This is a genomic window from Ignavibacteria bacterium (assembly GCA_017302895.1).
Classification (GTDB): Bacteria; Bacteroidota; Ignavibacteria; order Ignavibacteriales; family Ignavibacteriaceae; genus UTCHB3.
In genome coordinates, this window is sequence record JAFLBV010000001.1 from 1247133 (window position 1) to 1261753 (window position 14621).

Here is a 14621-nt window from a genome sequence, read left to right on the forward strand (position 1 = left end):
AACAAAGCTAAATTTATGAGCCAAGAAATGAAGAAGAATATACCATCGAAATCATCAAATTATGCAAGTTTGATTGAAGAAGATGCCTTTTATGTGGATAAAACCAAATACATAAAGGTTCTCGAATCAATCAATGATAAATATTTATTCTTTCTCCGTCCCCGCAGATTCGGTAAATCACTTCTCCTTTCCATGCTTGAATATTACTATGGAATCCAACACAGAGAAAGATTCGATGAATTATTCGGGCAATACTTCATTGGGCAACCTGAGAATGTTACGCCATTAAGGAACAGTTATTACATTCTTAATTTTAGTTTTAGCGGGATAAAGACGGACAATGCTGACAGCATCGAGAAAGAGTTTAATTCTGAAGTATCATCTCAAATAATGAAATTTTTAAATACTTATTCCATAGGTTCCGAAGACGATTTCCGGGTTTTTGAGGGTAATCTGTCTAGTCCGGATCTGATGAGGAAATTTTTTACTCTCTTCCGAAAATATGTTCCTGCCGGGAAGGTGTATGTACTTATCGACGAATACGACCACTTCACAAACGAACTGTTTTCATTTAATACGGATCACTTCAAGGAAATTGTTGCGAGGAACGGCTGGGTTCGCAAGTTTTATGAAGTAATCAAGCAGTTTATGGGAGAAGGGATAATCGACAGGTTCTTTGCAACGGGTGTCACCCCCGTAACTTTGGACAGCATGACGAGCGGATTTAATGTCGCACAGAACATCACGCTTGACAATAAATTCCACCAAATGGCAGGATTTACTGAAGAAGAACTTCGGAGTATGATTGAAAATACCATATATGAAGAAGGTAAATTCGATATTGATACTGTCGTTGCAGATATGCGATCCTGGTACAACGGGAGTAGATTTTCACCTGACGCTTCTGAAAGACTCTATAACCCTCAGATGGTGATTACATTTTTATCCCACTTCAACAGCAATTTTAAATATCCCAACGAAATGGCGGATCAGAATGTAACTTCCGATTACAAAAAGATTGCGAATATTCTTAATTTGCTTCCAGGTGAAATCTCTGATTCCATAACCCAGGAGATTCTGAATAGAGAATCCATAAGTGAGAAACTAATCATGCAGTTTAATTTTGAACTGCCCTACACCAGGATTGAGGCGATATCAATTCTTTTTTATAACGGACTTCTCACAATACAGGGAGAGAGGTTCCAGGTATATGATTTTGTGATTCCCAATTATGTAATAAAAGTGATGTACTGGGATTACTTCAGACATCTATTTGAGGCACGGCACAAGATACAATATGAAAGCATACCTGTGAGAGATGCCCTTATAGAGATGTCGGAATCAGGAAAGGTCACCAAATTCGTTGAATATGTTCATAGAGTATTGAAAAACCTGTCGAACCGTGACCTTCAAAAGTTTAGTGAGAAAAGTATCAAGATGATCTTCATGACCCTGCTGATGGACAATAATGCTTATATCGTAAAAAGCGAATATGAAAACAAGGAAGGCTACTCCGACCTGTTGCTGCTTCCAACCAAACTTAACCCCGGTAAAGATAACTTTCTGCTTGAATTAAAATACCTGAAAAAAAGCAGCAAAGAGACCCTTGAAACCGAAAAGATCAAAGCCATGGAACAGGTTTCAAAATACAAAGCCGAACTCGCTGCAGAGGGAATTGTTTGTAAGGCATTCGCGATTATCTTTGTCGGGAAAAGTGATTTTGCGGTGGTGGAGGGGGAATAAACCACAGAGCGCACAGAGGACACAGAGGGGGAATGGAACACGGATGAGACGGATATCACGGATGGGGGTGGTTAGTTATGAATTATGAATTATAAGGTATAAGCGCGGGTAAATATTCATCGAAATGCTTATAAACCAACAAAAAATAATACCTAATACCTAATACCTAAAAATGAGCCCTTGTGGCGGAATATGGGTAGAAAAAGCATTAAAATAACAATGAGAGACAGATGGAAACAATAGTTTTTTTAGTAATTGGGTTGATACTGGGACTGATCATCGGATACTTTGTTGCGAATATGAAAAAATCGGGTGTTCAGAGTGAGATGGCGGTGCTTGTGGAGAAGAGCAGCAGGTATGAAAATGAGGCTGCAACTCTAAAGACACAGCTTGACAAGGAGAGAAGCATTTACAATGAACAGCTTCGCAGACTGGAATCGGAAAAAGGGAGATTTGAAGTGAGTGCCTCCCGGGTACCCGTGCTTGAAGAAGAGGTAAGGTCGCTTCAGGAGGCATTCAAAAACTTGAAAGCCCAAAATGCGGCTTTGAATGAACGCTACATTTCAGAGAAAGAGAGTCTGGAACTCCGTCTTAAGGAGTTAAAAGAAGCCAAGGAAGCCCTTACCAAAGAATTTGAAAACATCGCCAACAAGATATTTGAGTCAAAAACCCAGACATTCACCGAGCAGAGCAGACAGAACCTCGAATCGCTACTGAAACCTTTCAAAGAAAATATAACCGAGTTCAAAACACGGGTGGAGAATATCTACACCGAGGAAACCCGTGAAAGATCTTCTTTGAGAACCGAGTTGAAGGCTTTGCAGGAGCTGAACAGACAATTGAGTGAGGGGGCACAAAACCTTACAGATGCATTAAAAGGGGACAACAAAACCCTTGGGGACTGGGGCGAGGTGGTACTCGAAAGGATATTCGAGACCTCAGGTCTGGAGAAAGGGCGCGAGTACGATGTTCAGTTCTCGACTAAAGATTCAGAAGGTTCGGGATTTCGTCCTGATGCAATAATATACCTTCCGGGGGGTAAGCAAATCGTAGTTGATGTGAAGACTTCACTCAAGGCTTACGAACAGTATCATGCCGCCGACAATGAAGCCGGTCGGGAGTACTTCCTCAAGGAGCATATCAGGTCGGTGAGACAGCATATCAAATTATTGAGTGAGAAAAGCTATTTCAACCTTGAAGGAATCAATTCGCTGGATTATGTCCTTATGTTTATTCCGATAGAACCGGCTTTTAACATATTGATGAAGGAAGCAAAGGAGGTTTACACCGAGGCTTTTGACAAGGGAATTATCATCGTTACCCAGACTACCCTGTTCGTAACTCTGAAAACGATCCAAAATATCTGGAAGACAGAAAAAAGGAATCAGAACGCGATACAAATAGCAAAGAGAGCCCAGGATTTCCTAAAAAAACTGGAGGGTTTTGTCGAAAAATTCGAAGACATCGGGAAGTCGCTGGACAGGGCGCAAAGGCATTTTACAGATGCAAACAACCTTCTGAAGGACGGACGGGGGAACCTGACTTCACGGGGTGCGGAAATAGCCCGACTTGGGGGGTTTGATACAAAAAAATTACGGGTTGGTGATGAGGAGTTTCCGGAAGAGGAAGAAAATTAAAATAGTCCACTAAATTAAAGGAGTTCGTCATAATAGAGTATAAAGGCGGATCAGGTACTCCGGAATAATCGTCACAATATCCCTTTGATGTATTCAAAAATATTTGTTGCATGATATCTTGAATTTTCAATGAACCATTTTCTGGTTTCCTGACCGCAGCAGACTACACCCGCGAGGAAAATCCCCGGAATATTGGTCTGGAAAGTTGTGTTGTCATACTGTGGCTCCATTGTAACGGGATCGAGAGTTGCGATGCCGATTTGTGTAAGGAAATCATAGTCAGGTCTGTAACCTGTCATTGCAAGGACGAAATCGTTTTTGATTTCCTTTTCACCATCAGGGGTTGAGATTATAACGCTTTCGGGTTTGATTTCTACCACGCTTGAGTTGAAATATGAGATGATACTTCCGTCTTTTATTCTGTTTTCGATGTCGGGTCTTACCCAGTATTTCACACCTTTATCAATTTCCGGATTTTTGACCACCATTGTTACCCGGGCACCTTTCCGAAAAGTTTCGAGCGCCACATCGACTGCGGAATTTCCACCACCAATTACCACAATATCCATGTTTGCGTAGAGATGGGGATCATCGTAGTAATGCTTTACCTTTGGAAGTTCCTCACCGGGGATATTCATCAGGTTCGGGAAATCGAAGAAACCGGTTGAAACGATTACGATTTTGGAAGCGTAAACACCTCTATCAGAACTGACGGTAAAATTCCCGATTGTTCCCGATACACCTGATACCCTCTCGTAAAGATTGATATCGAGTTTCCATGATTCAGCCACCCTTCTGTAATATTCGAGGGCTTCACTTCTGGTGGGCTTTGTGCCGTGTGATATGAAAGGTACTTCTCCTATTTCGAGTCTTTCCGATGTTGAAAAGAATGTCATATTGACAGGATAGTTGAAAATGGAGTTTACAAGACAACCTTTTTCAATCACTTTATATGTGAGTCCGTTTCGTTTTGCTTCAATAGCACATGCGAGCCCTATTGGACCCGCACCAATGATCAGTACATCATATCTCATAAGTTGAATATTTTTCCGGTTTCTGTTGTTACAGTAATATGTAAAATTGCTGAATCAAAATTAGGTAAAGAGAATGGAAACAGAAATTAAATATTTTACCCCTCTTGAGGCGAAAAAAACACTTCCGCTCGTCAGAAAAATTGTGGATGACATTTTGGTGGAAGGTAGAGAATTAAAATTGTTGCTTCAAATTGAATCAAGAACCGAAGAAATCGAAGAAAAAATCGAACTGAAAAAAGATAAAATTCTCCTTTACATAGAAGAACTTTCAGAAATTGGTTGTTTCTTTAAAGACTGGAATTTTGAGTTTGGGCTTGTCGATTTTCCTTCAGTTATCGACGGTGAGGAAGTGTTGCTTTGCTGGAGAAGCGATGAGGAGGATATCAAATTTTATCACGGACTGAATGACGGCTTCAGGGGAAGAAAAGAGATCCCTGCAGGTTATCTCGACTTATGAGTGGAAATTATGATCAGATAGTAATCGGTGCAGGGTACGGGGGGCTTGTTGCAGCGGCACTTCTGGCGAAGGCGGGTAGGAAAGTGTTGCTCCTCGAGGCTCACACAGTACCCGGTGGGTGTGCCTCTTTCTATTCGAGAAAAGGAATTCTGTTTGATGCGGGCGCCACCACCTTGAGTGGAATGGCTGCAGCACAGCCGATGCAAAGGATGTTCAATGAACTCGGTATTGAACCGAAAGTAAAAAGACTCGATCCCGGTATGATCATAAAACTTGGAGACAGGGAATTAGTCAGATACGCTAATTTGGACAAGTGGATTGATGAGACTGAGCGCTTTTTCAAACTTCCCCGTTTAAGGGAATTCTGGGAGCTTGTTCATTGGGTTGACAGGACCGGCTATTCACTCATCGGAAACAACGGTCGAATTCCCCCTGTGTCCTTGGGTGATATGCTTTCTCTTGCGAAGCCGTCAAATCTGAAGGGCTTGCCGTTACTCCCGTACCTTTTTAAACCAGTTGAAAAGGTGATGAAAAAGTTCGGATTGGACAAAGACCCTCTGTTCAGAAGCTTTATTGATGAGCAACTATTGATCACAACCCAGAATACCGCGAGCGATTCTCCATTTCTGACTGCAGCTTTGGGGCTGGCCTATCCGGCTGAAACATACTACCCTTATGGAGGACTTTTCTTCCCTGCAAAAGAGATTGAAAAAAAGTTCAAAGTATTCGGAGGTGATGCCAAATATAAAAAACGGGTTACCGCCATACAGAAAAATGCAAACGGATATCTGGTAAAAACCGGAGACGGCTCAGAGTACCGCTCAGCCGGTGTGATTACAAACATCCCTCTTTGGAATATCCCTGAGATTACTTCTGGTGAGATAAAAGAATATTTTGTGAAATCCCTCCCCGACAGTTCGGATGCGTGGGGTGCATTTATGGTTAATTTTGCAATTGACTATCCTTTTGAAGAGGATGTAAAAACTGCCTACTGGCAGATACATGTACCTGAGGGGGTGCCGCACTGTGAATCAAAATCCTTTTTTGTGACATTTTCACTTGCCGACGATGAACAAAAAGCACCCAAAGGGATGAAAAGCGTAACGATATCGCTGCATACAAAGCCCGAAAACTGGGCGGGGATTGATCGACAGGAGTATGAGAGAAGGAAAAATGAAACCGGAAAGTTCATACTGGAGAAATTTGATCAGGCTTTCACCGGAATGGCGAATAATAAACAATTTGTTGAGTTCGGCACACCATCCACTTTTGAGAGATATACCTTCAGATTTAAAGGACTTGTCGGCGGGGTTCCTCATTCGGTAAAGAACAATCTCCTTAAGATGCACTCAGGTGTGACACCATTCAAGGGTTTCTACAACACCGGAGACACTGTTTTCCCGGGGCAGGGAACTGTCGCCGTGACGGTCGGTGCGATGAACATGGTAAACCGTATTTTAGACAAAGCTTAGACAAAAATTTTTTTGTCGAAGTTTTGAACTTAATTTTTTTTTACAAGGTTAAATTGTTAAAAGATAAAGAAATACACAGAAGATGCAAAAGAAGAATGTAGTTATTATTGGATCAGGACTCGGTGGATTATCCGCTGCTTTGAGGCTTTCATCAAAAGGTCATAAAGTTACGATAATCGAGAAATTCAACAAAGCGGGTGGCAGACTAAACCAGTTGAAAATGGACGGATTCACATTTGATGTGGGACCATCATTCATGAGTATGACATATGAACTGGATGAACTTTTCGAATCATGCGGCATAAAAAATCCGGTCACAATGCAGGAGCTCGATCCCCTCTACACGGTTTACTTCGAGGGGAATCCCAAACCTTACAGAATATTTAAGGGTCTTAAGAAACTCGAAAAAGAGTTCGAAGGGCTTGAGCCGAATCTGGCAGAGAAGGCCGACAAATATTTAAAAAGAGCCGGTGAATTTTTCCATGATACCGAGGGGAAAGTTGTAAAATCCAACTTTGACAGCAAACTCGAATATGTTCTTAAGCTGACAGGTGTTCCGATGAAACATCTTCCTTATCTCTTCAAGACAATGTGGAGCGAGGTTGAGAAGACTTTTGAGTCGGAGGAAGTAAGGGTAATCTTTTCACTGGTGGCTTTTTTTCTTGGTTCGACACCATTTCAAACCCCCTCAGTATATTCACTCCTGAATTATACTGAGATGAGGCACAATGGATATTGGAAAGTTAAGGGTGGAATGTATAAATTAGTTGATGAACTTTTAAAACTTCTTGAAGAAAGAGGAGTTGAAATTGTTTACAACACAGAGATAACCGGAGTGGAGGAAAACAACGGTTCCGTAACCAAAATGGTTGATTCGACGGGGAAGAAATGGGAAGCTGACATCTTCATTGCAAATGCCGATGCGGCATCATTCAGAGGGAGAGTGCTTGGAAGACCCAAATTCTCCGATGAAAAACTCGACAAGATGCACTGGACTCTTGCACCTTTCACTATTTATCTTGGGGTTAAGGGACAGATACCAAATCTGGAGCATCATAACTATTTCCTCGGCAGTAATTTCAGAGGATATGCAGACACGATCTTCACATCCTCCATATCGCCGCAGAAACCGTATTATTATGTGAATGTTTCCTCAAAGTCATTTCCTGATTGTGCACCTGAGGGTTGTGAGAATATATTTATTCTTTGTCCTGTACCAGATCTCAGGTATAAGAAAAACTGGGACGACAGGGAAGAACTTGCTCAGAATATTATCGATGATCTCTCACAGAGAGTAGGGTATGATATTTCGGGTAACATAATCACCAAAAAAATAATGGACCCTGTAGAATGGGAAAAAGCTTTCAATCTCTACAAAGGTTCGGGACTTGGGCTTGCTCACGACATGGATCAGGTGGGTGCGTTCAGACCAAAAAACAAAGATGAAAAATTTGATAATTTGTATTATGTTGGTGCTTCGACTACACCCGGCACCGGATTACCGATGGTTGTGATAAGCTCAAAACTTGTAATGGAAAGATTAGAGAAAGATTATGGAATTTTATAGCAGCATTTGCGCAAGAACATCTTCCCTTTTCACAAAGGAGTATTCCACCTCATTCAGTTTGGGGATACTTGCTTTTGAAAAGAGATTCCGTGAGCCAATCTACTCGGTCTATGGTTATGTCAGGCTTGCTGATGAAATAGTTGACACTTTTCATGGTCATGATAAACAAACCCTGCTCAAAGAATTCAGAGAAGAGACTTACAGGGCGATTGAGCGGGGAGTTTCCACAAATCCGATTTTGCACGCTTTTCAGGAAGTGGTGAATAAATACAAAATTGATCGAGAATATATTGATGCATTTCTTGACAGTATGGAGATGGACCTCTACAACAACTACTACGAAGAGAAAAAGTACGACGAATATATTTACGGATCTGCGGAGGTAGTGGGACTGATGTGCCTAAGGGTTTTCACAGAGGGTGACAATGAACTGTTTAATCAGTTACTCGAACCCGCAATGGCGCTTGGTTCAGCATTTCAGAAGGTTAACTTCCTGAGAGATATTAAATCTGATATCGACGAGAGGGGTAGAATCTATCTTCCGAATGTTGATTCAGAGCACGGAATAGATGATGAAAATAAAAAGCTTCTGGAAGATTCAATAAGAGCAGAATTCAAGCTTTCTCTCGAAGGTATCAGAAAACTGCCTCCCGGAGTCAGATTGGGCGTTTACTCGGCGTATCTTTATTACATAAAACTGTTTGATAAAATCTGTTCCAAGAAGGTGCAACACCTTATGAAAGAAAGAACGAGAGTGCCTGATCCGGTTAAATTGTTGTTACTTACAAAATCGATAATAGAAGTAAAGGTTTTAAAGACTTGTTAAAGAGCATTCTTTTTTTGTTGTTCGCTGTTCTTTTTACCGGGGTGAATGCTGAGAAAGCTGATCTCGACCCCTCGACAAAAGAATATATCCGCAAGACATTTTATGCCGGAGTTGAGAACGAAGCAAAGGCAGAAGAACTTAAGGAATATATCGATAAAAAATTTGGTAAAAAACTGAAGTCAATGGATCCCTTTGTTGTTGCATATCTCGGAGGTGCAGAGACACTTCTTGCCAAGCACGCAATAAACCCGTTTACAAAACTTGACCTTCTAAATTCAGGTCTTGATAAACTTGCCTATGCCCTTAAAAAGCAGCCGAGGTCATTGGAGATTCGTTTTATGCGTTTTTCCATCCTTCACTTTATTCCTGCTATCCTTGGGCACGCAAAAGAGAGAGATGAAGATCTTGCAATTGTTTACGATCTGCTTCTGAAAAAGGATTATTCTGAACTTGATAAAAAAACACAAACAGGGCTTGTAAAATTTCTGCTTGAATCTGAGAGACTGGATAAAAATCAGACTGCAAAAATGCGGGCACTGCTTAAATAAGGCATAACAGATGAGCAGATATCTGCTGATTAACCTGCTAACGGTAATCTTCCCCGTGATACTTTCCTTCGAAAAGAAGATTTCATTCTACAGGAAATTCCGTTTTTACCTGTATTCAGTACTTGTTGTAAGTCCCGTCTATCTTGTTTGGGACGCAATAGCCACCTCGAGGGGTGACTGGGGTTTCTCTCCCGAATACCTGGCGGGGGTTTACCTTTTCGGTTTACCTCTCGAAGAAATTCTCTTTTTTGTCACCGTGCCTTACTCCTGTCTCTTTATTTATGAGACAGTAAAGCTGTACATTCCTGAAAAACCTCTTCCCTTCAACAAAAATTATTATTACCTCGCGGGAGCGGTTCTGATAGTGGCAGCGGGAAACTACAGTTCGCAATATTATACTTCCACGGTTATGATTTTTTCAGCGGCATTTCTGATGGTAGCAGCAACTTTCAAGCCGGCAATCCTTCAATCCCGTGTTTACTGGTTATCAATATTGATTACCTATCTCCCTTTTCTCCTTGTGAATTACTTCCTTACAGCCCCACCTATAGTGTGGTATTCACCTGAGGCAATCTGGGGGATGCGGTTCACAACAATTCCCGTTGAAGATTTCTTTTATTCTTTTTCGATGATCTCATGGTGGTTTTTCTTTTATCTCTTGTTTAAGAAGGAGATATAGTGAAGCGGGTGGTGGTAGTCGGGGCGGGATTGGGCGGTCTCTCTGCTGCAATCCGGCTTCAGAAGGCGGGGCATCAGGTAACAATTCTTGAACAGAATAAGAAGGCAGGGGGGAAAGCCAACGAGATAGCTGAATCCGGTTTTAGATTTGATACGGGTCCCTCCCTCCTGACGATGCCTTTTGTGATTGAGCAATTGTTTCAGGAAGCAGAACTTGATGCAAATGATTACCTTGAGTTCATTCAGCCCGATGTGTTGTGCCGCTATTTTTATCCCTCCGGGAAAGTGATTGATGCCTTCAGCGATCTCGACAGATTTATTTCAGAGCTTGCAGAGAAATTTGATTTAAAAAGGGAAGTTGTCGAATCCTATTTTGATTATTCAAAAAGGATATATGATCTTACCGCCGAACTTTTCCTTTTTAACAGTTTCAGGGAGTGGACGACATTCTTTAACAAAAAAGCTGCTCTTACTCTGTTGAATCTGCCAAAAATTGGCTCCTTCCGTACCATGCATCAGGCAAACGCTTCCTTTTTCAGCAACCCTGAAACAGTACAGCTTTTCGACAGGTACGCAACCTACAACGGATCAAATCCCTATCTTGCACCGGCAACACTGAACATTATCCAGCATGTTGAATATGGAATTGGCGGTTACACACTTAAAGGAGGGATATACTCACTCAGCAAGGCACTTACGGAAGTTGCTTTGAAATCGGGTGTAAAGATAGAAACAAATCGAGCAGTTGATGAAATTGTACTGGCAAAAAATGATGTAAAGGGTGTATGTTGCAGGGGTAAAGTGATAGACGACCCCAACAGGGTGGTTGGAGTAAGATGTGGTGATGAGGTATTCGAGGCTGATATTGTTGTATCAAACTCCGATGTGACGAACACTTATAAAAAACTGTTGAACGATTCGCAGGTACGCGCTGCAAGGAAATATTACAAAACCGAACCATCCTCCTCTGCTCTGGTTTTTTACTGGGGTGTGAAAGGGGAACATGCTGAACTGAAAATGCACAACATTCTCTTTTCGGATGATTATAAAAAAGAGTTTGACGAGATTTTTGAATCCGGAAAGGCTCCTGAAGACCCGACTATATATATCTACATTTCATCCAGAGTGAATGAAGATGACGCACCTGAAGGATTCGAGAACTGGTTTGTAATGATTAACATGCCCCCCGCCACTTCAAAAGATTACTACGACATTAACTCAATCAAAGAGAGCATAATCAACAAAATTAAAAAGATGCTGAAGATTGATTTGAATGAACAAATAGTTTTTGAGAGAGTTCTCACGCCTGAAATGATAGAGGAAAAGACCTCATCGGTTTACGGCAGTTTGTATGGCATCTCCTCAAACAACAAGTACGCTGCTTTTTTGAGGCAGGATAACAAGTCGAAAGAGTATAGCGGGCTTTATTTTTGCGGAGGGAGTGCTCATCCCGGTGGGGGTATTCCTTTGGTCATTCTCTCGGGTAAAATAGTGTCGGAACTTGTGGCAAAATATGAAAAGTGAGAGGGTGTAATCAGATGATAAAGGCTGACAAAAAACCGTGGTTCGACCTTCTTTTCACTTTCTATCTCGAACGATTGATGAAGAAGCACTTCTCTCACTTTTATGTCACGAATGAATTTCCCGAAGTCAAAGATGATGTATCAGTAACCTTCGCACCTAATCATTTTTCATGGTGGGACGGTTTTTTCATTCAGAAGATACAGAGAGAATTTCTCCCGAACAGGAATTTCCATATTTTAATGCTCTCGGAGCAGTTGAGGGTTTACCGGTTTTTTAACTGGATGGGGGCGTATGGAATCGATCTTAACGATACAAAAAGCATCATTAAAACAGTTAAATATACCAGAGAGCTTCTTTCGGACAGTAAAAATCTGACAGTAATCTATCCTCAGGGAGAAATTCAACCGTATGATTTGCGTCCATTGAATCTGAAAGCGGGGATATCGAAATTTGTGGGGGGGACTGGCGACCGCTCCGTGGTTATTCCCGTTGCCTTCAAGGTGCAGTATGAGGAGGATAAACTTCCTGCACTATATTGTTCGTTTGGAAATCCGGTTCCTGCCTCGAAAGTTGAAAAGGATTTTACATTTTTTGAAACGGCATTTATGGAAAATCTTGGAGAACTTAATGCCAAGGCAGCGTCCAAATCATTTGTAAGGGATATCTTCAAGTGATGATTGAATTGATACTTTTCTCAGTCATCACCGGTTTTGCTTTCATCACCTTCTGTGTGAGTTTATATAATTTGCTGACGGCACCTGTTCCCGGCAAAAATCTTGGTAGTCCGGAAAATAATGAGTCGCTCCCGTTTCTCTCGATTTTGATTCCTGCCCGGAATGAAGAGGAGAATATTGCAACATGCGTAAGAAACTGCCTGAACCAAAATCATCGAAACATTGAGGTCATAGTGCTCGATGACAATTCTGAAGACAGGACTGGTGAAATTGTTGAAGAAATTGCTGCGGAAGACGACAGGGTGAAACTTCTTCGAGGGGAGCCTTTACCGAAGGGATGGCTTGGTAAAAATTGGGCTTGTCATCAGCTTTCAGAGGAAGCCAAAGGGGAATATCTGTTGTTTATCGATGCTGATGTCATTCTGAGGGAAGATGCAGCAGCAATTGCATTGAATACGCTGAAAAAGTTTAACCTGTCGATGTTTTCGGTTTTCCCGACTCAGTTATTGAACAGCTTTGGTTCCGCTCTTGTTATACCTTTAATGAACTGGCTCCTTCTGAATTTCTTACCTTTGAAGCAAGTTTACAAATCGAAATCGCCAAAGTTTGTGGCTGCAAACGGCCAGTTTATTATGATGACACGGATCGCCTACGCAGCAACAGGTGGTCACTCCGCAGTCCGCGACAAAGTGGTGGAGGATATGGAGCTTTCGCGTCTGATAAAACGCTCGGGAATGAGGATGATGACAGCACTGGGAGGCGAGGTTATAAGGTGCAGGATGTACTCAGGATTTTTATCCTCAATCAGGGGATTTACAAAGAATTTTTATGCGGGTTTCGATATTCCGGCGGTACTTTTTGTTATCATGATCACATTTTTTGTACTTGTGTACCTTGTGCCGTTCGTGTTTGTGTTCTTCAATACAATCTGGGTGGCACCCGTTTTATTAACTTTGTTCTCAAGATGGTTTACCGGTCGAATAAGCAATTCAAATCCGGTTGTCGAAGTTTTATGTCACCCGATTCAAATGATTATTATGTATTTTACGGGTTGGCGTTCTCTTTATTTCACGAAAACAGGCATTATTGAATGGAAAGGCAGAACTTTATAAAGAAATACGGCGGAGCGATATTGCTCGCCCTTTTCTATTCTGTTGGAATTCTCGGGCACTCCCTCGAGAATTTTCTGCCATTGATGAAAGACCTTACCCCCATTACACTTTTTCTTTCCGTCGCTTTTGTCATATATTTGACCAGGAGTGACTGGAATAAAAAAGTAATAATATGGGCGGTTGCAACATTTGTTCTCACATTTTCTCTTGAAGTTATTGGTGTATCAACAGGAGCCGTATTTGGCAACTACACCTACGGTGACACACTTGGACCAAAACTTTTTGGAGTTCCTGTTATCATTGGAATTAACTGGGTTATGATCATTTATGCGATAGTTTCTGCACTCACAAAAGCGACGGCAAATGTTGCAGCACTGGTGTTTTTGGCGGCAACAGCAACCGTGGCGTTTGACTTTGTAATGGAGCCGGTCGCGATGCATCTTGGATACTGGAATTGGATGAACGACAAGATACCGTTTCAAAATTACATAGCCTGGTTTGTAATTGCGGCTGTCAGTGCTCTCGGATTTTTTTTCCTGAAACAAAAGCCAAAGCACGATCTACCTATATTCCTTGTTCTTATTCAGTTTCTTTTCTTCCTGATGCTTGAAATGATTCTGGTAAGATAAATGTCGAATAAAGGAATTGCCGTTGCCTTCCTCATTATTTCATTATGGGGATCACATCTTTTTTACATTCTGAACTACACAACTCCCGATCCATTATCTCCGTTATTCTATCTACACATCATTATCCAGTCGTATCTCTATACGGGATTGTTCATAACTGGTCATGACGCAATGCACGGGACGGTGAGCAGCAACAAACTGATCAACAAAATAACCGGCTATCTGGCAACATTTCTCTTTGCGGGGATGTCGTATAATCGTTTGATAACGCACCATTTCGACCATCACCGGTTTCCCGGGACCGATCGGGATCCCGATTTTAATGTGAAATCACAGAATTTTTGGGTGTGGTGGGTTACATTTATGATCAGATATACTACGATATGGCAAATAATCGTGATGGCAGCCGGATACAATATTCTCAAGTTATGGTTTTCAGAGGCTGCTATTATATTGTTTTGGGTATTGCCTGCATTTCTGGGGACACTTCAACTTTTTTATTTTGGTACCTATCTTCCGCATAAATATCCACATACGGAAGAGATGAAACCGCACAACGCAAGATCACAGGTTAAAAACCATATTCTTGCTATGCTCAGTTGCTATTTTTTTGGATATCACTATGAGCACCACAGTTATCCCGCAGTACCATGGTGGAGACTCTATAAAATAAGAGAAAAAGGACTCTCAAAAGAAGAGATTCTCAGCCACAGACATTAA

The 14621-nt window shown here is 41.5% G+C and carries 14 protein-coding genes; 13 read left to right on the plus strand and 1 reads right to left on the minus strand.

The annotated features are described in order from the left end of the window. Positions 1-27: 27 nt before the first annotated feature. Entirely contained in the window at positions 28-1743 is a 1716-nt protein-coding gene (locus tag J0L60_04845; protein ID MBN8545444.1) for an AAA family ATPase, read from the plus strand. A 230-nt stretch (positions 1744-1973) separates the two neighbouring features. Beyond that, on the plus strand, positions 1974-3380 hold the full coding sequence (gene rmuC / locus J0L60_04850) for a DNA recombination protein RmuC (protein MBN8545445.1): 1407 nt from the start codon (positions 1974-1976) through the stop codon (positions 3378-3380). A 71-nt stretch (positions 3381-3451) separates the two neighbouring features. Here rmuC and J0L60_04855 read toward each other — a convergent pair whose 3' ends face one another. Next, positions 3452-4414 carry a YpdA family putative bacillithiol disulfide reductase gene (locus tag J0L60_04855; protein MBN8545446.1) on the minus strand — a complete coding sequence of 321 codons (963 nt, stop codon included), beginning with the start codon at positions 4412-4414 and terminating at the stop codon, positions 3452-3454. 73 nt (positions 4415-4487) lie between these two features. Between J0L60_04855 and J0L60_04860 the strand changes: the two genes are divergently transcribed. The 11 genes from J0L60_04860 to J0L60_04910 all read left to right on the plus strand — a co-directional run bounded on the left by J0L60_04860 (position 4488) and on the right by J0L60_04910 (position 14621). Next, entirely contained in the window at positions 4488-4871 is a 384-nt protein-coding gene (locus tag J0L60_04860) for a DUF2203 domain-containing protein (GenBank protein MBN8545447.1), read from the plus strand. Continuing rightward, positions 4868-6343 carry an FAD-dependent oxidoreductase gene (locus J0L60_04865; protein MBN8545448.1) on the plus strand — a complete coding sequence of 492 codons (1476 nt, stop codon included), beginning with the start codon at positions 4868-4870 and terminating at the stop codon, positions 6341-6343. The genes J0L60_04860 and J0L60_04865 overlap by 4 nt, the downstream gene beginning before the upstream one ends. An 82-nt stretch (positions 6344-6425) precedes the next feature. Further along, a complete protein-coding gene (crtI, locus tag J0L60_04870; protein ID MBN8545449.1) occupies positions 6426-7910 on the plus strand; it encodes a phytoene desaturase in 1485 nt (494 codons plus the stop codon). Further along, entirely contained in the window at positions 7897-8736 is an 840-nt protein-coding gene (locus tag J0L60_04875) for a phytoene/squalene synthase family protein (GenBank protein MBN8545450.1), read from the plus strand. The genes crtI (J0L60_04870) and J0L60_04875 overlap by 14 nt, the downstream gene beginning before the upstream one ends. Further along, positions 8730-9284, plus strand: a complete 555-nt coding sequence (locus J0L60_04880) for a hypothetical protein (protein MBN8545451.1) — start codon at positions 8730-8732, stop codon at positions 9282-9284. Before J0L60_04875 ends, J0L60_04880 begins: the two co-directional genes overlap by 7 nt. A 10-nt stretch (positions 9285-9294) precedes the next feature. After that, on the plus strand, positions 9295-9963 hold the full coding sequence (locus J0L60_04885; GenBank protein MBN8545452.1) for a lycopene cyclase domain-containing protein: 669 nt from the start codon (positions 9295-9297) through the stop codon (positions 9961-9963). Then, on the plus strand, positions 9963-11486 hold the full coding sequence (gene crtI, locus J0L60_04890; protein MBN8545453.1) for a phytoene desaturase: 1524 nt from the start codon (positions 9963-9965) through the stop codon (positions 11484-11486). Before J0L60_04885 ends, crtI (J0L60_04890) begins: the two co-directional genes overlap by 1 nt. A 14-nt stretch (positions 11487-11500) precedes the next feature. After that, positions 11501-12160, plus strand: coding sequence for a lysophospholipid acyltransferase family protein (locus J0L60_04895; GenBank protein MBN8545454.1), 660 nt, complete (start codon positions 11501-11503; stop codon positions 12158-12160). Next, positions 12160-13272 (plus strand): glycosyltransferase, encoded by a 1113-nt coding sequence (locus J0L60_04900; protein ID MBN8545455.1) that lies wholly within the window; start codon positions 12160-12162, stop codon positions 13270-13272. The genes J0L60_04895 and J0L60_04900 overlap by 1 nt, the downstream gene beginning before the upstream one ends. Further along, entirely contained in the window at positions 13251-13901 is a 651-nt protein-coding gene (locus J0L60_04905) for a carotenoid biosynthesis protein (protein MBN8545456.1), read from the plus strand. Before J0L60_04900 ends, J0L60_04905 begins: the two co-directional genes overlap by 22 nt. Beyond that, a complete protein-coding gene (locus J0L60_04910) occupies positions 13902-14621 on the plus strand; it encodes a fatty acid desaturase (GenBank protein MBN8545457.1) in 720 nt (239 codons plus the stop codon).